Origin of the sequence: Nonomuraea dietziae (genome assembly GCF_014195505.1) — a bacterium.
GTDB lineage: Bacteria > Actinomycetota > Actinomycetes > Streptosporangiales > Streptosporangiaceae > Nonomuraea > Nonomuraea roseola.
Window position 1 is genome coordinate 6,821,364 of sequence record NZ_JACIBV010000001.1, and the last position, 19,622, is coordinate 6,840,985.

At 70.3% G+C, this 19,622-nt stretch carries 16 protein-coding genes; 6 read left to right on the forward strand and 10 right to left on the reverse strand.

Annotated features, from left to right (window positions below; genetic code table 11):
* Positions 1-6: 6 nt before the first annotated feature.
* Positions 7-1,509 (reverse strand): MFS transporter, encoded by a 1,503-nt coding sequence (locus tag FHR33_RS32625; RefSeq protein ID WP_183655920.1) that lies wholly within the window; start codon positions 1,507-1,509, stop codon positions 7-9.
* Between the two features lie 23 nt (positions 1,510-1,532).
* Between FHR33_RS32625 and FHR33_RS32630 the strand changes: the two genes are divergently transcribed.
* Positions 1,533-1,871, forward strand: coding sequence for a YciI family protein (locus FHR33_RS32630; RefSeq protein ID WP_221242233.1), 339 nt, complete (start codon positions 1,533-1,535; stop codon positions 1,869-1,871).
* Positions 1,868-3,031 carry an RNA polymerase sigma factor gene (locus tag FHR33_RS32635; RefSeq protein WP_183655925.1) on the forward strand — a complete coding sequence of 388 codons (1,164 nt, stop codon included), beginning with the start codon at positions 1,868-1,870 and terminating at the stop codon, positions 3,029-3,031. The genes FHR33_RS32630 and FHR33_RS32635 overlap by 4 nt, the downstream gene beginning before the upstream one ends.
* A 30-nt stretch (positions 3,032-3,061) precedes the next feature.
* Here FHR33_RS32635 and FHR33_RS32640 read toward each other — a convergent pair whose 3' ends face one another.
* Entirely contained in the window at positions 3,062-4,180 is a 1,119-nt protein-coding gene (locus FHR33_RS32640; RefSeq protein ID WP_183655928.1) for a trypsin-like serine peptidase, read from the reverse strand.
* A gap of 275 nt (positions 4,181-4,455) precedes the next feature.
* Between FHR33_RS32640 and FHR33_RS32645 the strand changes: the two genes are divergently transcribed.
* From FHR33_RS32645 to FHR33_RS32660, 4 genes are all read left to right on the forward strand, one after another.
* Positions 4,456-5,889, forward strand: a complete 1,434-nt coding sequence (locus FHR33_RS32645; RefSeq protein ID WP_183655931.1) for a TLP1 C-terminal extension domain-containing protein — start codon at positions 4,456-4,458, stop codon at positions 5,887-5,889.
* A 77-nt stretch (positions 5,890-5,966) separates the two neighbouring features.
* On the forward strand, positions 5,967-6,839 hold the full coding sequence (locus FHR33_RS32650; RefSeq protein ID WP_183655934.1) for a hypothetical protein: 873 nt from the start codon (positions 5,967-5,969) through the stop codon (positions 6,837-6,839).
* 9 nt (positions 6,840-6,848) lie between these two features.
* Positions 6,849-7,805, forward strand: coding sequence for a zinc-binding dehydrogenase (locus FHR33_RS32655; RefSeq protein ID WP_183655938.1), 957 nt, complete (start codon positions 6,849-6,851; stop codon positions 7,803-7,805).
* Between the two features lie 77 nt (positions 7,806-7,882).
* Positions 7,883-8,722, forward strand: a complete 840-nt coding sequence (locus FHR33_RS32660; protein WP_183655941.1) for an oxygenase MpaB family protein — start codon at positions 7,883-7,885, stop codon at positions 8,720-8,722.
* Here FHR33_RS32660 and FHR33_RS32665 read toward each other — a convergent pair.
* From FHR33_RS32665 to FHR33_RS32700, 8 genes are all read right to left on the reverse strand, one after another.
* A complete protein-coding gene (locus FHR33_RS32665) occupies positions 8,711-9,430 on the reverse strand; it encodes a PadR family transcriptional regulator (protein ID WP_183655944.1) in 720 nt (239 codons plus the stop codon). The genes FHR33_RS32660 and FHR33_RS32665 overlap by 12 nt on opposite strands.
* Positions 9,427-10,227, reverse strand: a complete 801-nt coding sequence (locus tag FHR33_RS32670) for a DUF4097 family beta strand repeat-containing protein (RefSeq protein ID WP_183655947.1) — start codon at positions 10,225-10,227, stop codon at positions 9,427-9,429. Before FHR33_RS32670 ends, FHR33_RS32665 begins: the two co-directional genes overlap by 4 nt.
* A gap of 80 nt (positions 10,228-10,307) precedes the next feature.
* A complete protein-coding gene (locus FHR33_RS32675) occupies positions 10,308-10,487 on the reverse strand; it encodes a DUF6104 family protein (RefSeq protein WP_183655950.1) in 180 nt (59 codons plus the stop codon).
* 294 nt (positions 10,488-10,781) lie between these two features.
* Positions 10,782-14,423: a multifunctional oxoglutarate decarboxylase/oxoglutarate dehydrogenase thiamine pyrophosphate-binding subunit/dihydrolipoyllysine-residue succinyltransferase subunit gene (locus tag FHR33_RS32680; protein WP_183655953.1), complete on the reverse strand. Its 3,642-nt coding sequence runs from the start codon at positions 14,421-14,423 to the stop codon at positions 10,782-10,784.
* A 204-nt stretch (positions 14,424-14,627) separates the two neighbouring features.
* A complete protein-coding gene (locus tag FHR33_RS32685; RefSeq protein WP_183655955.1) occupies positions 14,628-15,272 on the reverse strand; it encodes a B3/B4 domain-containing protein in 645 nt (214 codons plus the stop codon).
* A 63-nt stretch (positions 15,273-15,335) separates the two neighbouring features.
* Positions 15,336-17,816, reverse strand: coding sequence for a glycoside hydrolase family 9 protein (locus tag FHR33_RS32690; RefSeq protein ID WP_312895821.1), 2,481 nt, complete (start codon positions 17,814-17,816; stop codon positions 15,336-15,338).
* 106 nt (positions 17,817-17,922) lie between these two features.
* A complete protein-coding gene (locus FHR33_RS32695) occupies positions 17,923-18,528 on the reverse strand; it encodes a response regulator transcription factor (protein WP_183655957.1) in 606 nt (201 codons plus the stop codon).
* Complete coding sequence (locus tag FHR33_RS32700; protein ID WP_221241349.1) at positions 18,525-19,613, reverse strand: sensor histidine kinase; 1,089 nt, start codon at positions 19,611-19,613, stop codon at positions 18,525-18,527. Before FHR33_RS32700 ends, FHR33_RS32695 begins: the two co-directional genes overlap by 4 nt.
* Positions 19,614-19,622 lie beyond the last annotated feature (9 nt).

Below are 19,622 nucleotides of genomic sequence, written 5' to 3' on the forward strand. Positions count from 1 at the left end.
CCGCGCTCAGGCCACCTGCTCGGGGGTCTTCTCCCGCAGGGGATCGATTTGCCTGAGCAGGACCGCGGTCAGGACGGCGACGCCGAGCAGCAGGACGGCGCTGATCCCCGCCACCGTGTGCATCCCGGTGGTGAACGCCGCGCGGGCGGGCTCGAGCCGTACGGGATCGAGCCCGGTCGCGACAGCCACGGCCAGGCTCTCCCGGACGGCCTCGCCCGCGTCGGCCGGCAGCGCCGCGCGGTAGACAGCCGTGCCGATGCTGCCCAGGACGGCGATGCCGAGCGCGAAGCCGAACTCACCGCTGGTCTCGTTCAGCGCGGCGGCCGAGCCCGCCCTGCTCGGCGGGGCCGAGCCGACGACCAGGTCGGTGCCGAGCACGACCATCGGCCCCGCGCCCAGGTTGATGAGGGCGAAGCCGGCCGCCACCGCCACCAGTCCCTCGGCCTGCGAGATGAGCAGCAGGCCCGCGATCGAGACCATCATGCCGCCGGCGATGGCATAGGCGGGGCGGACCCTGCGCGCCACGAACGGTGAGAGGAGGAAGGCCACGCCCGAGGCGGCCACGGCGGGCAGCATCCACAGCCCCGCGACGAACGGCGACAGCCCGCCGACGAGCTGGAAGTACTGCGTGATGAACATCATGAGAGCGCCCATGAGCAGCGTGCCCGACATCATCGCGCCGAGCGAGGCGGTGAAGGCGCGGCTGGCGAACAGGCGCAGGTCGAGCAGCGGGTCGGGCAGCAGGCGCTGACGGCGGACGAAGGCGGAACCGAAGGCCAGCCCCATGCCGATCGCGAGGAGGGGCGCCGCGCGCAGTCCGTCCTTGGCCAGCTCCTTGAGCCCGTAGATGACCGGCAGGATCGCGGCGAGCGAGAGCGCGACGCTGGCCAGGTCGAGCCGTCCCGCGGCGGTGTCGCGGTATTCGGGCAGCAGGGCGGGGCCGAGCGCGAGCAGCAGCGCCATGACGGGCACGCCGAGCAGGAAGACCGCTCCCCACCAGAAGTGCTCCAGCAGCAGGCCGCCGACCAGCGGGCCGACCACCGCGCCCGACATGAAGCAGACCAGCCAGACGCTGATCGCCGTCGCGCGCTGCCTGGGATCGGTGAACATGTTACTGATCAGCGCCAGCGTGGAGGGCGCGATCGTCGCCCCTGCCACGCCCAGCAGGGCGCGGGCCGCGATGAGCATCGCGGGGCTGGTGGAGAAGGCGGCCAGGACGGAGGCGAGGCCGAAGGCCGTGGCGCCGATGAGCAGCAGGCGCCTGCGGCCGATCCTGTCGCCGAGCGTGCCCATCGTGATGAGGAAGCCCGCGAGCATGAACCCGTAGATGTCCATGATCCACAGCTGCTCGGTGCTGCCGGCGCCGAGCTCCGCGCTCAGATGGGGCAGCGCCAGCAGCAGGACGAAGACGTCGATCGAGATGAGAAGGGTGGGCAGGGCCAGTACGGCGAGGCCGATCCATTTCGTGTTCACGCTCCTGGGTCGGAGCCGGCTGACACGCCTCGACATGTAGCGTCGAATCCGTGAAATACATGTTGATGATCTACACGAACGCCGCCGCGTCGCAGGCCATCTCCAAGGACTTCGACCGGGTCGTCGCGCAGGTGGACGAGCTCATCGCCGAGCTCACCGCGAACGGTGAGTGGGTCGGCGGCGAGGCTCTGGCCGACCCCTCGGCGTCGCGGACGATCAGGGTGATCAACGGCGTCCCCGCGGTGACGGACGGCCCCTTCCTGGAGTCGAAGGAGTACCTGGCGGGCTACTGCATCATCGACTGCGCGACGCCGGAGCGGGCGGCCGAGATCGCCGAGCGCTGGCCTGACGCCTGTTACGGCGGCGCGCTCGAACTGCGCCCGGTCGTCGGGGAATGAGCGAGGAGCTGCTGAGGGAGCTCGCTCCCCGGGTGCTCGGTGTGCTCGTCAGGCGCTACGGGCACTTCGACGCTTGCGAGGACGCGGTGCAGGAGGCGCTGCTCGCCGCCGCGACGCAGTGGCCGAAGGAGGGGGTGCCGGACAACCCGAAGGGCTGGCTGGTCACGGTCGCCTCGCGCCGGATGATCGACGAGATCCGCAGCGAGGAGGCGCGGCGCCGCAGGGAGGCGGAGCAGGCGCTGGAGGATCCGCCCGCCGTCCCCGACCAGGACGACACGCTGACGCTGCTGTTCCTGTGCTGCCACCCCTCGCTGACGCCCGCCTCCCAGATCGCGCTGACGCTGCGCGCGGTCGGCGGACTGACCACCGCGGAGATCGCGGGAGCGTTCCTGGTGCCCGAGCCGACGATGGCGCAGCGCATCAGCAGGGCCAAGGCGACGATCAAGAAGGCGGGCGCCACCTTCGAGCTGACGCCCAACAGGCTCGACGTGGTCCTGCACGTGCTCTACCTGATGTTCAACGAGGGCTACACCGCCACCTCGGGCCCCGACCTGCAGCGCGCCGATCTGACCAGCGAGGCGATCAGGCTGACCAGGACGGTGCGCAGGCTGCTGCCCGACGACGGGGAGGTCGCGGGGCTGCTGGCGCTCATGCTGCTGACCGACGCCCGCCGTACGGCGCGCACGGGGCCGGGCGGCTCGCTGGTCCCGCTGGCCGAGCAGGACAGGAGCCTGTGGGACAAGGACCTCATCGCCGAAGGCGTGGAGCTGGTGACGGGGGCGCTGTCGGCGGGGCCGCTGGGGGCCTACCAGCTCCAGGCGGCGATCGCGGCGGTGCACTCGGAGGAGGGCGAGACCGACTGGCCGCAGATCCTGGCCCTCTACGAGCTGCTGGCGCGCATCGCGCCAGGACCCATGGTGACGCTGAACCAGGCGGTGGCCGTGGCGATGGTGCGCGGGCCGCTGGAGGGCCTGGCGCTGCTCGGCACGCTCGAGGCCGAGCTGGCCGACCACCATCGGCTGCATGCCGTACGGGCTCATCTGCTGGAGATGGCGGGCAGGCACGAGGAGGCCGGCGCGGCCTACCTCAGGGCGGCCGAGCTGACCAGCAGCCTGCCCGAGCGGCGCTACCTGGAGGAAAGGGGAAGACCCCGGTCCTAGTGGACCGGGGTCTCGGGTCGGGCCGTCGGATCAGGAGGGCTGGTTGCCGCTCCAGCGGTTGGCGGCCACCTTGTAGACCTTGTAGGTGTCGCCGTTGAAGTACGGCGAGGAGATGCGGTCGTAGCGGTCGTTGCCGTCGGTGTCCCAGGCGACGCTGTTGACGCCGATCAGGTAGCCGGTGCGGCTGGAGTTCTTGTAGTTGTAGAGGAACGGTCCACCGCTGGCGCCCGCGGTGAAGGCGCACCTGAATCCGATGTGCTCCTCGATGCGGAACTTCGGCGCGGGCGGCATGGCGGCCGTCGTGCCGTAGCACCACTTCATGGTCTTGCCGGTGTACGGCTTGTCGCCGTCAGGGTGATCGCCGGCCGGGTAGCCGAAGGAGAAGACGGTGGCCTTGGTGCTGCGGTTCCAGGTGAAGCCCTGGCCGCCGACGTTGTCGCCGAGTCTGCCGACGTTCTTCTTCTTGGCGTGCCAGTTGCCCTTGTCGTCCTTCTCCCACACCGGCTTGGTGCCGTTGTAGACGTTGACGAAGGCGTAGTCGTAGTCGTAGTCCTCCTTGACCACGAAGTCGTCGTGGGCGTTGAAGGTCTTGGCGGCGTACATGCCGTAGGGGGCCTTGCCGTCCCACTTGTTGTTGCCGTCCCAGTACGACGGGATGAAGACCCAGTTGTCGTAGAAGACGTTGTGCTTGACGTCGTAGACGCAGTGGGCGGACGTGGCGACCACGTTGCGGTACTTGCCCTGGACCGAGGTGCCTGAGCAGTACTTCCAGCTCTTCTTGTCGTTCTGGTTGGCGCCGGGCAGCGTGAAGAAGATGCGGCCGACCGTGTTGGGCAGGTTGACCTGCTTGGTCTTGATGGCCTTGGCCTTCTCCGCGCCGATCGGCGGGACCGATCCGGGCGGGCCGTCGGGGGCCGAGGCGCTGCCCTTGGCTCCCTTGACGTCCATGGCCAGGTCGTCGTTGATGTCGGTGGCCGCGCGGATCTTGTCCGGCGTCCAGAACGCGATGGCGTTGGCTGCTGAGGTCCGCGCGTTCTTCGAGACGACATCGCCAGGGGCCGCGGCCTGGGCCGCGGTGGCGCTGATCAGACCCGCGGCCATTCCGAAGGCCGCGACGCCGACCGTGAGGCGCCTTGCTCGGGAAAACATAGTGCTCCTTCCGGTTCTCGGCGGCCCAGAGCGGGGAACTGTGCCCCGGTGGGCCAGGAAAACGTTGAGGACGCTACTGAATAGCCCGAGTCGGAAACCAGGAAACGACGCGAAAAAGTCTGGCCCGGTTCCATTCCGTTATTGAAATAACCATTGCGCATGTATTCAAGAAAGGTATTCGCGCAGGTCGGGGCGGGAATCAAATAACCACCGCAACACCATTAACAGCGGTCTCTCCCTTTACATACCGAACATTGCTCTGGTTATATCGCGTCATGGATCCACGCACCCCCTGCCTCGTCGGAGCCGCTCAGCTCACCGTCCGCGACCAGCCGGGCCCCGAGCCGCTGTCCCTCTGGGAGACGGTGGCGAGGCAGGCGCTGGCAGAGGCGCGGCTGTCCGCCGCGCGGCTCGACTCCGTCCAGATCGTCTACACCGACTCCTGGCAGTACGACGACCCGATCGGACGGCTGGCGGAGAGACTGGGCGCCGCCCCTCGCCACCGGACCTACTCCAGAGTCGGGGGCACAGCCCCGCAGCAGCTCATCGGGGCGGCGGCGGGCAGGATCGCGGCGGGGCAGATGGAGTCGGCGCTGGTCGTGGGTGCCGAGGCGCTGGCGACCAGGCGGGCCTTGCGGAGGGCGGGCGAGCGCGTCGCGTGGAGCCATCCCGCCGACCCCAAGCCGCCCTACGGCTGGGAGCGGGAGCCCGACCCCGCCGCGCTGGCGCACGAACTCTTCCTGCCCGTGCACACCTACGCGATCATGGAGACCGCCCTGCGGCTCGGGATCGCCGAGGAGCGGGCCTCCAGGGGGGAGCTGTTCGCCCCCTTCACCGAGGTCGCGGCGGTCAACCCCCACGCCTGGCACCGGACGGCGCACACCCCGTCGGAGCTGGTGACGCCGGGGCCGGGCAACCGCTTCGTCGGCTGGCCGTACACCAAGAAGACGGTGGCGGTCATGGAGGTGGACCAGGCGGCGGCGCTGGCGCTGGTCTCCAGCGGGCTCGCCGACCGGCTCGGCATCCCCCTCGACCGGCGGATCTACCTGCGCGGCTGGGCCTACGCCGAGGACACGTGGGAGGTGGCGGCCAGGCCCTCGCTCGGCTCCTCCGCGGCCCTCGACGTGGCGGCCTCCACCGCGTTCGAGCGGGCGGGCCTCGGTCTCGACGACATGGCGGCCATGGACATCTACAGCTGTTTCGCCGTCGCCGTCAGGATGGCCTGCGACGCGCTGGGGCTGGACCCGCTGGACCGGCGCGGGCTCACCGTCACGGGCGGCCTGCCGTACGCGGGCGGGCCGGCCAGCGGGTACGTGCTGCACTCGACGGCGACGATGGCGGGGCTGCTGAGGGACGGCGGGCACGGGCTGGTCAGCGGGGTGGGCATGCACCTGACCAAGCACACCTGCGCGGTGTGGTCGAGCGAGCCAGGCGGCACGCTCGGCGACGGCCGGTCCGTCCACACCGCCGAGCCCGTGCCGATCGTCTCCTCCTGCGCGGGGCGGGCCACGGTGGCCGGCTACACCGTCGCGCACGAGCGTGACGGCTCGCCCTCCAAGGGCCTGCTCGTGCTGGACCTGCCCGAAGGCGGGCGCACCCACGCGTGGGTGCTGAGGCCGGAGCTGATGGCCGACGCGATGGAGAGGCAGCTGGTCGGGGAGCGGGTGACGCTCACCACCGACGGCAAGGTCAACGTCGCGGTCTGGTGACGCACGGTTGTGAACTTGTGACCTGCGAGAGCCGCGCGGGTCTTGCATGGGGAAGGGCCCGGCAACTGAATTGAGGTGTGCACGACGTCATAGAGGCAGGCACCCCCCACCGCAGGCGCTGGATCGGCATCGCGGTCCTCGTCGGCGTGCTCGCCGTCCCCGCCGCGGGCCTGCTGATCAGCAGGAACCCCGACGAACCGCCGGGGCCCGCGCGGCCGGACATGGCGTTGTCCGGCACCCCGCGCCCCTCGACCTACCAGTACGAGAACACGCCCAACCTGCTGCGCGCCGAGCCCAGGAGGGAGGGCGAGGAGGAGGCCATCGACGTGGTCTTCCCCGACGGCACGGAGGCCGAGGTGCGCTATCCCGCGCGGCTGCAACTGGGCAGGAAGGGCTCCAGGCCCACGCAGGGAGCCTGGAGCGAGGCCCCGGCTCTGAGGTTCCGCAAGCTCTACGCGCCGCTGGGCGGCCGGCCGCCGAACGGCAGGCGGATCAGGGGCCTGACCTCCAACGTGTCGCTGTGGACCTTCCCGAGCGGGCAGTCGCTGATCTACGAGTTCGGCGACTGGCGCATCGCGCTGCTCGACAGGCCCGACCCGCTCACCTTCGAGCAGCGCATGGAGTGGGCGCGTGCGCTCAGGGGCAGGGTGACGCCCGGCGGCTACCTGGTGCTGTCGGCGAGCAAGCCCGTGCACCTGTCCGGGCCCGGCGACCGGCTGGGCGGCGAACCGGCGGGGCCTGGCCTGCTGTTCGGCGGCGGGCTCAGTCAGATGGTCTCGCTGGTGCTGACGAAGAACTGCCCACGCAACGGCGGCATTCCCCCCGAGGTCCGGCAGAACGGGAGAGGGGCCGACGGCACGTGCAAGGGCGACGTCTTCGTCTCCGCCGCAGGAGAGGCGCCCTTCGTGAAGTCGGCGCTGAAGGGGATCAAGGTCAAGCTCAGGCAGTAAGGTGCGGCCATGTTCGCCGTAACCGCTACACAGACCGATCCCGACAACCCGCTCGCAGGGCTGACGCTGGGTGAGCACCCGGAGCCCGAGGCGCCCGACGGCTGGACCACGGTGTCCGTGAAGGCGGCCGCGCTCAACCACCACGACCTCTGGACGCTCAAGGGCGTCGGCATCCGCCCGGACCGGCTGCCCATCGTGCTCGGCTGCGACGCGGCAGGCGTCGACGAGGAGGGCAACGAGGTCATCGTCCACTCCGTGATCGGCGCCGGCGCCGACGAGACGCTCGACCCGAAGCGGTCGCTGTTGTCGGAGGTGCACGACGGCACCTTCGCCGAGCGGGTCGCGGTGCCGCGCCGCAACCTGGTGCCCAAGCCCGCCGCGCTGACGTTCGAGGAGGCGGCGTGCCTGCCCACGGCGTGGCTGACCGCCTACCGGATGCTGTTCGACAAGGCGGGTCTCGAGCCCGGCTCGACCGTCCTGGTGCAGGGGGCGGGCGGCGGCGTCGCGACGGCGGTGATAGCGCTCGGCAGGGCGGCGGGGTTCAGGGTGTGGGCCACCTCGAGGTCGCAGGACAAGCGCGACAGGGCGCTCGAACTCGGCGCCGACCAGGTCTTCGAGCCGGGGGCCAGGCTGCCGGAGCGGGTCGACGCGGTGATGGAGACGGTCGGTCAGGCCACGTGGGACCACTCGCTGAAGTCGCTGCGCCCCGGAGGGCGGATCGTCGTGTCGGGCGCGACCAGCGGCGCGGTGCCCCCCGCCGACCTGAACAGGGTCTTCTTCCTGCAACTCTCGATCGTCGGCTCGACGATGGGCACCCGCGACCAGCTCGGGCGCCTGGCGGTCTTCCTCGAGCAGACCGGGGTCAGGCCGCTCATCGACAGGACGATGCCCATGACGCAGGCGCGAGACGGGTTCGCCGCCATGCACGAGGGCGAGCTGTTCGGCAAGGTGGTCTTCACCCGCTGAATAAGTGTTAGGTTACTTCCCGCCTCCCCGGGTGATACAAAGAGAAGGAAGATGTATCACTCGGGAGGTCATGACCCATGGAAGCGTTCCATCCGGGCACGATTCACTGGGACACCGCAGGCGAGTACCGCAACCTGCTCGTGGCCGGCAGCGCGCTGGTCCTGCAGACGATGCATCCCGCCGTCGGCGCGGCCGTCGCCGAGCACTCCACCTACAAGCAGGACCCGTGGGGGCGGCTCAACCGCACGCTCACCTCCGTCCAGAAGTGGGTGTACGGCGGGGCCGAGGGCATCGAGGAGGGGCGCCGCCTGCGCGAGATCCACGCCCCGATCAGCGGCACCGACGAACAGGGCCGCTCGTACCACGCGCTGAACGGCGAGGCCTACGCGTGGGTGCACCTGACCCTGTTCGAGCGCTACATCACCCTGCACCGCTACTTCGGCACGCCCTACTCCGCCGAGCAGGAGCGCGCGCTCTACGCCGAGTCGCAGCAGCTGGGGCGGATCCTGCGGGTGCCCGAGCGGGAGGTGCCGCCCACGATCGAGCAGTTCTGGCCCTACTTCGACGAGATGATCACCGAGCGGCTCGAGCCCCATCCGACCGCGCTCGAGGTGCTGGCCACCATGCGCGGCACCCCCGCTCCTCCCATGGTGCCCAGGGTGCTGCGCAGGCTGTGGGCCCCTGTGGGGATGGGGTCGGGGGAGTTCAACCACTTCGTCACCGTCGGAACGCTGCCGCCGGCCGTGCGGGAGGTGCTGGGTCTGTCGTGGTCGGCGCGGGACGAGCGGCGGCTGCGCAGGCTCGGGCGGGCGGTGGCCGCGCTCACCCCGCACCTGCCCGAGCGGGCGCGCTACCTGCCGGTCGCCTACCGGGCCAGGCGGGCGGCGCGCCGGCGGCGGGAGCTGTCACCCGCGTAGTGAGTCGCGGATCCTGGCGGTCGCCTCGTCGAGCGCGGCGCGGCACTGCTCGAGCGTCTCGCGGGTGAGGCGGCTGTCGGAGGCCTGCTCGCGGACCGTGGCGACGAAGTCGGCCAGCAGCTCCCCCAGCTCGGCGTCGAGCTCGGCGCGGTTGTCGGTGGCCCCGCCCAGATCGCTCCAGACCTCGCTCCAGACGCTGCGCCACTGCCTGCTCAGGCGCTCGCCCTCGTCCTGCCAGTGCGCGGCGTGGTCCATCCACTGCCGCTTCTGCTGGTCCTTCAGCCGCCTGAGATCGGCGGCCTGCTGCTCGCGGCTGTTGCGCTTGACGTCCCTGGCCATCGCCGTCAGCTCCTCGCGCAGCGACTTGACCGTCTCGCGGACGTCCTCCTTGACCTCGCGGGCGATGTCGCGGACGGAGTCGGTGATCTCCTGCTCCAGGTCGGCCAGCTCGTCGAGGCGGGAGTTGAGCTCGTCGCGGCCCTTGTCGGTGATCGAGAAGACCTTCTTGCCGTCGACGACCTCATGCGTGACCAGGCCCTCCTCCTCCAGGCGGGCCAGTCGCGGGTAGATCGTGCCGGGCGAGGGGGAGTAGACGCCCAGGAAGCGGTCCTGGAGCAGCCTGATCACCTCGTAGCCGTGGCGCGGGCTCTCCTCCAGGAGCTTGAGCAGATACAGCCGGAGCCTGCCGTGGCCGAAGACCGGGCTCATTCCTTCTCCCCCTTGAGCAGCGTGACGTCGGCCGAGACGGTGTTGGCCGTGAGAGAGGCCATTCCACCACCCAGCCGCCCCGACAGCGACTTGACCGCTGGACGGTCGCGTGGGCGCAGCTCGTCGAAGGCCGAGTCGAGGCGGCCCGAGGTCGAGCGGATCGTGACGTCGCTCTCCGCGTCGTGCGGCAGGCGGACCAGGATGTCGCCGGAGACGCTGGACAGCGTGACGTGCCCGGTGGGGCGCAGTGCCAGGTCGGCGGTGATCCTGCCGGAGATCGTGCCGGCTCTCAGCCGCCTCGGGACGCCTCCGGCGACGGCCAGGTCGCCCGACACGCTCTTGAACGCCAGGTCGCCCTCCATCGCGCGGCTCTCGACGTCGCCGGAGACGGTCTCGGCGTTGACGTCGCCGCTCACGCCGTCCAGGACGATCTCGCCGGAGACGCTGCGGACGTTGGTGCGCCGCTCGAAGCCCGCGACCACGGCCGAGGCGGAGACGACGCCGACGCTGAGGCGGCAGTCCTTGGGGACGGTGATCGTCAGGGTGCTGGAGCGCTTGCCCGACCGCTTGAGCCAGCCGAGCAGGCCGTCCCAGGTGAGGTCCTTGTAGGCGATCGTGAGCGTGCCGTCGTCGTCATGGGTGACGATGAGCGGGGTGGAGTCGATCTCGGTGACCTCAAGAGTCGGAGGCCCCTCGCTGGCCAGGACGGCCAGCCTGCCCGCGACGATGCGCACGTTGAGCGCGCTCACGGCGTCGAACGTGAGCTGCTGGGGCCGCTCGATCGTCCACTGCGACATGGTTCCGTCCTTCGTTCCCGACGCGTCCGACACAAGACACGATATGTCGCGTTGTCTGAAATCTCAAGATGTATCGTGTCTCACTCCTCGTCGTCGGAGTCGTGACGGGCCAGCCAGGTCGCCAGCCGCTCGATCGGGATCTCGAACTCGGGGTTGAGGTCCACGAACTCGCGCAGCCGCTCACCGAGCCACAGGAGGCTGACCTCCTCCTCCCCGCGCCGCTCGACGAGCTCCTCGATCCCCCTGTCGGTGAAGTACATCTCTCTCCTGTTCCTCGCGCCGATGCCGCTGCGTCACTCTAGTGCGCCGCACGTCGTGAACCTCGGGCGGGCGAGCCGGCGGGTACAGGCGTGCGGGATGTCCGCAGCGGAAGATTCTTCGTTCCGCGGCCCCTGAGAGCGCCGCCGAGCCGACCGGCGCTCGTGTCAGGCGTCCGCTGTCGAGCCTACGCCCGCCCCCTCCGGTGGAGATCACCGGACGGCCGGTCAAGCCCGATGAGGGCAGGGAACGCCGAACGCCCCGGCCCGCAGAGGACCGGGGCGTTCGTGGCTGTGTCAGCCGAACAGCGCGTGCTGGATCTCCTCCAGCTCCCTGTCGTGAGCGGCGTGCGAGCCGGTCGCGGGAGAGCTGTTGGGTGTGCGGGAGACCCTGCGCAGGCGGCGGCCGCCGAACATGTCGGGGTTCTCCGCCAGCTTCAGCGTGAGGTACGGCCACGGGCCCATGTTGACCGGCTCGTCCTGCGCCCAGACCAGCTCCGCCGTGGAGCCGTAGCGGGCGAGCTCGGCGTTGAGCTCGTCCTCGGGGAACGGGTAGAGCCGCTCGAGACGGATGACCGCGGTGTTCTCCGCCGCCGGAGACTTCTCGCGGGCCGCGACCAGGTCGTAGTAGACCTTGCCCGAGCACAGCACGACCTTGGTGACCTTGCCGGGGTCGACCGTGGTGTCGCCGATGACCGGCTGGAAGGTGCCCGAGGTGAACTCGGCCGCCTTCGACGTGGCCTTCTTGTGCCGAAGCAGCGACTTCGGCGTGAAGACCACCAGCGGCTTGTGCCTGCCCGACTGAACCTGCCAGCGCAGCAGGTGGAAGTAGTTGGCAGGGGTCGTCGGCTGGACGACGGTCATGTTGTCGAGCGCGCAGACCTGCAGGAAGCGCTCGATACGGGCCGAGGAGTGGTCGGGGCCCTGACCCTCGTAGCCGTGCGGCAGCAGCAGCACGACGCCGGACTTCTGGCCCCACTTCTGCTCACCGGACGAGATGAACTCGTCGATGATCGTCTGTGCGCCGTTGACGAAGTCGCCGAACTGGGCCTCCCACGCCACCAGCGCGTCGGGCCTGACCACGCTGTAGCCGTACTCGAAGCCCAGCGCCGCGTACTCGCTCAGCAGCGAGTCGTAGACGTAGAACTTCGTGGTGCCCTGGTTGAAGGCCTTGAGCGGGGTGTGGTCCTCACCGGTGAGCCTGTCGACCAGCACCGCGTGGCGCTGGACGAAGGTGCCTCGGCGGGAGTCCTGACCGACGAGGCGGACAGGGTGACCGTCGATCAGCAGCGAGCCGAAGGCGATGGTCTCGCCCATGCCCCAGTCGATGGCGTCCTGCTCGACCATCTGGCCGCGGCGCTGGATGATCGGCGCCAGCCGCGGGTGGGCGGTGAAGCCGTCGGGCAGGTTGAGCTGGGTGTCGACGACGCGCTTGAGCGTCTCGTCGGTGATCGCCGTCGGCGTGTCGGCGTGCGACCACTTGACCACCTCGGTGGCGGGCACCTGCAGCTCGCCGGAGTCGGCGGGGCGCTTGGCCGCCTCGCGGACCTCGGTGAAGGCCTGCTCCAGCTTGGCCTGGTAGTCGCGCAGCGCCGACTCGGCCTCCTCGACCGTGATGTCGCCGCGGCCGATCAGGGCCTCGGTGTAGAGCTTCCTGGTCGAACGCTTGGCGTCGATGATGTCGTACATCAGCGGCTGCGTGTAGGCCGGGTTGTCGCCCTCGTTGTGGCCGCGACGGCGGTAGCAGACCATGTCGATGACGACGTCCTTGCGGAAGGTCTGGCGGTACTCGTAGGCCAGCCTGCCGACGCGGACGACGGCCTCGGGGTCGTCGCCGTTGACGTGGAAGATCGGCGCCTGGATCATCCGCGCCACGTCGGTCGCGTAGACCGAGCTCCTGGAGGAGGCGGGCGAGGTGGTGAAGCCGACCTGGTTGTTGACCACGATGTGCACGGTTCCGCCGGTGCGGTAGCCGCGCAGCTGCGACAGGTTGAGCGTTTCGGCCACCACGCCCTGGCCCGCGAAGGCCGCGTCGCCGTGGACGAGCACGGGCAGGACCGAGAAGCCCTCCTCGCCGCGCTCCAGTAGGTCCTGCTTGGCGCGCACGACGCCTTCGAGGACCGGGTCGACCGCCTCGAGGTGCGAGGGGTTGGCGACCACGGAGGAGACGATGGTCTTGCCCGTCGGCGCGGTGAAGGTGCCGGTGGCGCCCAGGTGGTACTTCACGTCACCGGAGCCGTGCGCCGTGCGCGGGTCGATGTTGCCCTCGAACTCGCCGAAGATCTGGCCGTAGGACTTGCCCACGATGTTGGCCAGCACGTTGAGCCTGCCGCGGTGGGCCATGCCGATGACGACCTCGTCGAGGCCCTCGCCGGCTGCCTCGCTGATGACCGAGTCGAGCAGCGGGATGAGGGACTCGCCGCCCTCCAGGGAGAACCTCTTCTGGCCGACGAACTTCGTCTGCAGGAAGGTCTCGAACGCCTCCGCCGTGTTGAGGCGCGCGAGGACGTGCAGCTGCTCCTCGCGGTCGGGCTTGGCGTGCGCCTTCTCCACCCGCTCCTGGATCCAGGCCCGCTCCTCGGGGTTCTGGATGTGCATGTACTCGATGCCGACCGTGCGGCAGTAGGAGTCGCGCAGCACGCCCAGGATCTCGCGCAGCTTCATCAGGGGGCGGCCGCCGAAACCGCCGGTGGCGAACTCGCGCTCCAGGTCCCACAGTGTGAGGCCGTGCGACTGGATGTCGAGGTCGGGGTGCTTGCGCTGCTTGTACTCCAGCGGGTCGGTCTCGGCCATGAGGTGGCCGCGGACGCGGTAGGCGTGGATCAGCTCGATCACGCGAGCGGACTTGGCCACGTCGTCGTCGTGGGAGGCCGAGACGTCCTGCGTCCAGCGAACCGGCTCGTAGGGGATCCTCAGCGCCTCGAAGATCTCGTCGTAGAAGCCGTCCTCGCCCAGCAGCAGCCGGTGGATCGTGCGCAGGAAGTCGCCCGACTGGGCGCCCTGGATGATCCGGTGGTCATAGGTGCTGGTGAGCGTCATGACCTTGGAGACGGCCAGGCGCGAGAGCGTGTCGGGCGAGGCGCCCTGGTACTCGGCCGGGTACTCCATCGCGCCGACGCCGATGATCGTGCCCTGTCCGGGCATGAGACGCGGCACGGAGTGGACCGTGCCGATCGTGCCCGGGTTGGTCAGCGAGATCGTGGTGCCGGAGAAGTCGTCGACGCCGAGCTTGCCGGAGCGGGCCTTGCGGACGATGTCCTCGTAGGCCATCCAGAACTGCCGGAAGTCCATGCCTTCGGCGGCCTTGATGGAGGGCACGAGCAGCTGGCGCTCGCCGCTGCTCTTCTGCACGTCGATCGCCAGGCCGAAGCCGATGTGCTCGGGCTTGACCAGCGTCGGCTTGCCCTCGACCTCGGTGTAGGAGTAGTTCATCTCCGGCATGGCCTTCAGCGCCTTGACGATCGCGTAGCCGATCAGGTGCGTGAAGGAGACCTTGCCGCCACGACCGCGCGCGAGGTGATTGTTGATCACGATGCGGTTGTCGATGAGCAGCTTGGCGGGGATGGCCCTGACGCTGGTGGCGGTGGGCACGGTGAGCGAGGAATCCATGTTGGCCGCCGTGCGCGCTGCGGCGCCGCGCAGCTTGACCTCTTCGGCGCCTGCGGGCACGGGGGTGGAGACCTTGGGCTTCTCGGTTGCGGTGGTAGTCACGGCGGCCTTCGGAGCGGTGGGGGCGGGCGCGGTCGCTGTGCCGTTCGCCGCCTCCCTGGCCGGGGTTCGGCCCGGTCCATAGTCAGGGTTGTAGTCAGCGAAGAAGTTCCACCAGGCCTTGTCCACAGACTCGGGATCCTGGAGGTATTTCTGGTACAGCTCGTCGACAAGCCATTCGTTCTGACCGAAGCTTGCCAGCGGGTTTGTCCGCGACGACTCAGACGACACGGCGGAAATCGCCCTCTTCCGCAGATCGGCGTTGATGATAGAGAACCTGTCCAAGGCTACTCGCCCAGACCGGCAACGTGCGCCTCCGAGGCGAGGCCACTCCGTCTGATCCTCTCAGGACTGTCCAAAGTGGTCACGCCTCCCTAGTCAATCCTGGGGGTGCAGTCATTGTTACCATTCGGTATCAACACTTCGGCGGGGGTTTTACGTCCCGCTAACAATGAGTCTCGTCGCGATGCGCACTCCAGGAGTGATCTCCGACAGCAGTTCGGCCAGCTCCTCACCGGCCACCTTGAGCTCGTCGAGCGAGAACGGCTCGAGGCGCTCCAGGAGGAACAGCGCGTCCGTGGTCTCCTCCGTGATCCTGGTGCGCGCCACCTGACGCCAGTTCCACCTGCGGCAGGTGACGCCGAGGTCGTCGCGCCAGACGACCTCGCCGGGCTCGGGCACGCCGAGCGCCTCCTCCGACGGCTCGTCGCCCACGGTCCGCACCAGGCGCGCGGGGCCCTGGTAGCGGGTGAGGTCCTCGCCGCCGATGGGCAGCACGTGCTTCACGCTGATGGCGTTGTAGCCGTCGACGACCTGGTTGATCTCGGGAAGCGGCAGCCTGCGCGAGAGCGCGTCCACCGAGGGCCTGGTGCGCGACGGCTTCGCGCCGAACGCCCGGTAGGCCTCCCTCCACGACTCGAGCTTCTCGTGGTCGTTCGGCACCGGCCTCGCCTCGGCCAGCCAGCCGCGTGACCTGTCGTCGGTGGGGCCGTTGCGCAGCCCGTGCGCGGTGATGGCGAGGACGGCGAAGTCGGGCCGCAGCGCGATGACCGCAGGGTCAACGGTGATGTCGTCGAGCATGTGACCAGCGTAGGACCAACGCGCGGGCCCTGGAGGAGGCAGGGCCCGCGCCGCTTCGTGGCCTCAGGCGCAACGGGCGCCGTCGAGCAGGAACACCTCGGGGGAGGCGCCCTTCGCCCTGTCGCTCAGGAACCCGAAGACCACCGACCTGCCCGGTCTGACGGCCGGGCCGCGGGCCGTCACCACGGGACCTGACTGCGAGAACTCCGCTCCCCAGTCACGTGCCACGCGCCGGCCGTCGGGGAACCACCAGCGCAGGCTCCAGCCCTCGATGGTCTTCTTTCCCGTGTTGGTCAGCCTGATCTGCCCTGCGGGCCCGTGCGCGGCGTACGACACCGTGCACGAGGCCCGCTTCCCTCTGTCGGCGAGGAACGAGGCGATCCAGGCCAGCGGGGAGTTCCAGTTGATGGTCAGCTCGTTGGTCGACCACGACTCGATGTCGTCGATGTAGCAGAACTGCGGCGCGCACCCCTTCAGCAGCCGCTGGGCGACGGGGTCCTGGATGGCGGAGTTGGGGCCCCCGGCCAGCGTCCCCCGGGGCGGGTTCGGCAGCGAGGCGTCGAGCTGGCGGGCGTACCAGCGGCTGTGCTGGTTCTTGGCGGCGACCTCGCCGTAGCCGGTGACGTACGACTGGTTGAGCGCGTTGCGGCCGAGGACGTAGTCCATGCCCTCGCGCACACCCGCTCTGTACTTCTCCTTTCCGCTGAGGTCGTGGGCGACGGCCATGACGACCATGTTGTTGAGGATCAGATTGTTGGAGCCCCAGTCGTAGTCGGGCGGCCCGTACGGCACGCCGTACGGGTGCGACCTGAGCGTGGCGAGGTAGGTGTCGGCCCCCTTGAGCACCGACGCGCGCACCCTGGCGCGGTCGGGCAGCGCGTTCGGCACCGCCGCCAGCTGCAGGCGGCCGAGCTGGGCGGTGTGGCCCCAGTCGAAGCCGCGCTCGAGCCAGACATCGCCCCTGTGATGCGGCGAGGCCATGACGAAGTCGGCGAACGGCTTGTCTCCCGTCGTGATGAACAGCTCGGCGGCGGCCCAGTAGAACTCGTCCGAGACGTCCTTGTCGTCGTACGGTCCGCCGCCGACGTTGTCGGCGGGATCGGCAAGGACGGAGGGGTTGGCCACGGCCGCCGCCCACGCCTTGCGCGCGGCGGTCATGGCGCGGGCGGCGAAGGCCGCGTCGTAGGGGGCGAAGATCCGTGCGGCCTGCGCGGCGGTGGCGGCCAGGTTGAGCGTGGCGGCCGTGGACGGCGGGTGCAGGGTGCGCTGCTGCGGGTCGAGATGGGGCAGCAGGGGCAGGCCGGTCCAGGCGACGTCGTGGATCTTGTGATGCGCCATCCCCGCCTGCTGCCTGCCGTCGGGCACCTGCATGGACAGCAGGAACTCCAGCTCCCACCTGGCCTCGTCGAGGATGTCGGGCACCCCGTTCCCGCTCTCCGGGATGGTGAGCTGGCCGTCGGCGAAGGCGGTCTTGTCCCTTTCGTAGGCCGACATGAGCTGGTGGACCGAGATGCCGCCGTTGACGACGTACTTGCCGTGGTCGCCGGCGTCGTACCAGCCGCCGCGCACGTCGAGGGTGTAGGCGTCGCCGTAGGGGACCTCGGTGTCGCCCTTGTTGGGCGCGACGTCCAGGTGGCCCGCCGGTCTGCCGTAGCCGGGCCGCAGGTCGTCGCGGATCTCGATGCCGCTGCGCTGGGTGTAGTAGAACTTCAGCGCGTCCACGCGGAGCTCGTCGTAGAGGTCGTCGCCGATGTCGAAGGGGCGGCTGGTCTCGCCGTCGGCGGTCAGGGTGTAGCCCTGGCCGGGCCTGGCGTAGGAGCCGAAGTCGATGGAGTGGACGTTCTGGGCCGAGCTGGCGTCGAGGCCGCGCGGCCTGCTGGAGCCCTCGGCCACCGTGTCGCCCCCTGCGTTCCTGAGCTGCCAGGCGAAGGGCGTGGTCAGGTCGGTGACCACGGTGGCGTTCTTCGGGCCCTTGGTGAGGTATCCGACCATGTTGACGCGAACCCTGGGCCCTGTGTCGGGCTGGTGGACGTCGGGGTCGGCGCCGCCCTTGAGTGACACGTCGTCCATGCAGAACCTCCATGGGTCGGCGCTGCCCCCGAGCTGGAAGGCCACCTGGGCGTTCGGCAGGCTCACGGGCGCGGTGAAGACGTGGTGGTGGGCCCCTGGCTCGGGTCCGAGCGCGGGGGAGGCCGACAGGTACTGCGTCCAGGGGTCGACGGGGAGCTGGATCAACGCCCTCGCGACCCTGGCGGGTCCGGCTGAGGCGGAGTACCTGTAGGCGTAGGTCTCGCCCGCGACGAGCGGCACGCCGTCGAGGCCGATGATCACATCCCAGGGGTTGGCGGTACCGCCGGGGATGTCGGCGCACAGCCGCCCTTCGGACACCGCGATGCTGGTGTTGGCCGTGCTCCACCACGGGGTGGTCCCGGTCTCGAAGGTGCCGTTGACGATCTGCTCGGGGCCCTCGTCGGCGTGCGCCGTGGCGGGGGCGAGCGCGACCGCGGTGAGCAGGGATAAGGCCGCAGCCCAATGTCGCATCATCGCATTCCTCGGGAGGGACGGGTGGGAGCGCTCCCAGCCTGTCGCCAGCCCGCCGGGCCGTCAACGGGCCATGAAACTTTCACGCGCCTTCGCCTGGAGGTCTTTCCTACAGCCAGCCGTGCTCGCGGGCCAGCCTGAACGCCTCGCCCCTGCTCGAGACGCCGAGCTTGGCGACCGCTGCCGCAAGGTAGTTGCGGACGGTCCCGCCCGACAGGTGGGTACGGCGGGCGATCACCGCCACCGGCGTGTCGGACTCGGCCAGCCGCAGCACCTCGAGCTCGCGCGGCGTCAGCGGGCACTCGGGCGCGGTCAGCGCGTCGGCGGCCAGCGCGGGATCGACGTAGCGCCCACCCGCGTGGACGCGCCTGATCACCTCGGCCAGCGCGCCGCCGGGGGAGCCCTTGGGCAGGAAGCCCTTCGCCCCCGCGTCGAGGGCCCGCTTGAGCAGCGGCGGCTTGCCGTACCCGGTGAGGATGACCACCTTGCACGAAGGGAGCGTGGCGGCCAGCGCGGCGCTGACCTCCAGCCCGTCGAGGGCGGGCATCTCCAGGTCGACCACGGCCACGTCCGGCCTGTGGGCCAGCGCGGCGTCGACGGCCGCTCTGCCGTCGGCGGCCTGGGCGACGACCTCGAGGTCGGGCTCCAGGCCGAGCAGCGCGGCCAGCGCCGTCCTGATGAGCTCCTCGTCGTCGGCGAGCAGCACCTTGATCACAGCGTCACCTCCAGGTGGAACACGTCGCCCTCGACCGAGGTGCGCAGCGCGCCGCCGACCTCGGCCAGGCGTTCACGCAGGCCGTGCAGGCCCGAGCTGTGGCGGTCGGGGGCGGCCTGCCCTGCGCCGTCGTTGGTCACGGTCATCCTGGTGCCGCTGATCGCGATCTCGCACCAGCCGGCCGTACTGTGCCTGAGGATGTTGGTGGTGGCCTCCCGCAGCACCGTGGCGAGCTGGACGGCGACCTCGCGCGGCAGCTCGCGGTCGGGGCCCGTGACCGTGCAGCGCACGCCCGAGGAGCGCAGCACCTGCGCGACGGCGGTGAGCTGGGCGGCCAGGTCGACCTCGCGATAGCCGTGGACGGCCGCGCGCAGGTTCGTGAGCGCGTCGGCGGCCACGCGGCGCAGGTCGGCGGCCTCCTGTGCGGCCTTGTCCGGCGCGAGGGAGACCAGCCGTTCGGCCAGCTCGGCCTTGAGCGCGATCACCGAGAGATCGTGGCCCAGGACGTCGTGCACGTCACGCGCGAAGCGCAGCCGCTCCTCCACAGCCGCCAGCCTGGCCTGGGCGGCGCGGCCCTCCTGCGCCTCGATCAGCAGGTTCCACAGCCAGACCTGCAGGCCGCTGATCGTGAGCGTGGACAGCCCGAGGATCACCGTGATCGCGACATACGGGCGGACCTGGTCGCCCGCCCACAGCGCGACGCCCGCCGAGGCGGCGGTGGCCGCCGCCATGACGGCGAGCGCGGGCCACCGCCGTGTGGTCAGCATCGGCGCGGTCGCGAAGACCGAGCCGCCGATCCACGCCCAGGTCTGCCAGTCGGGTACGGCCAGCGGCCCCGCCAGCGGGATCGAGGCCATGGTCGCGGCCGCGAAGACGCGGCGCCGGACACCGGGGTCCACCGAAGGGGTGACCGCCGCGTACAGCACGCCCGCCAGGGCGGCGGCGAACAGGACGATGCCGAGCGCGCCCAGGACGACCGGCAGGGGATCGGGCTCGCGCAGCAGGCCGACGCCGGGCATGACGAGGCTCGTCAGCACGGTCATGCCCAAGGTCGCCAGGGTCGCGAGCCTGGCCCAGCGCAGCACGCGCGCAAT

What these genes read in the sequence shown, in the direction of transcription:
- FHR33_RS32685 (WP_183655955.1), bottom strand. Translation starts at nt 15,272, where the DNA reads ATGCTCGACGACATCACCGTTGACCCTGCGGTCATCGCGCTGCGGCCC.
- FHR33_RS32660 (WP_183655941.1), top strand. Translation starts at nt 7,883, where the DNA reads ATGGAAGCGTTCCATCCGGGCACGATTCACTGGGACACCGCAGGCGAG.
- FHR33_RS32625 (WP_183655920.1), bottom strand. Translation starts at nt 1,509, where the DNA reads ATGTCGAGGCGTGTCAGCCGGCTCCGACCCAGGAGCGTGAACACGAAA.
- FHR33_RS32670 (WP_183655947.1), bottom strand. Translation starts at nt 10,227, where the DNA reads ATGTCGCAGTGGACGATCGAGCGGCCCCAGCAGCTCACGTTCGACGCC.
- FHR33_RS32645 (WP_183655931.1), top strand. Translation starts at nt 4,456, where the DNA reads ATGGATCCACGCACCCCCTGCCTCGTCGGAGCCGCTCAGCTCACCGTC.
- FHR33_RS32635 (WP_183655925.1), top strand. Translation starts at nt 1,868, where the DNA reads ATGAGCGAGGAGCTGCTGAGGGAGCTCGCTCCCCGGGTGCTCGGTGTG.
- FHR33_RS32655 (WP_183655938.1), top strand. Translation starts at nt 6,849, where the DNA reads ATGTTCGCCGTAACCGCTACACAGACCGATCCCGACAACCCGCTCGCA.
- FHR33_RS32665 (WP_183655944.1), bottom strand. Translation starts at nt 9,430, where the DNA reads ATGAGCCCGGTCTTCGGCCACGGCAGGCTCCGGCTGTATCTGCTCAAG.
- FHR33_RS32675 (WP_183655950.1), bottom strand. Translation starts at nt 10,487, where the DNA reads ATGTACTTCACCGACAGGGGGATCGAGGAGCTCGTCGAGCGGCGCGGG.
- FHR33_RS32630 (WP_221242233.1), top strand. Translation starts at nt 1,533, where the DNA reads ATGTTGATGATCTACACGAACGCCGCCGCGTCGCAGGCCATCTCCAAG.
- FHR33_RS32640 (WP_183655928.1), bottom strand. Translation starts at nt 4,180, where the DNA reads ATGTTTTCCCGAGCAAGGCGCCTCACGGTCGGCGTCGCGGCCTTCGGA.
- FHR33_RS32690 (WP_312895821.1), bottom strand. Translation starts at nt 17,816, where the DNA reads ATGATGCGACATTGGGCTGCGGCCTTATCCCTGCTCACCGCGGTCGCG.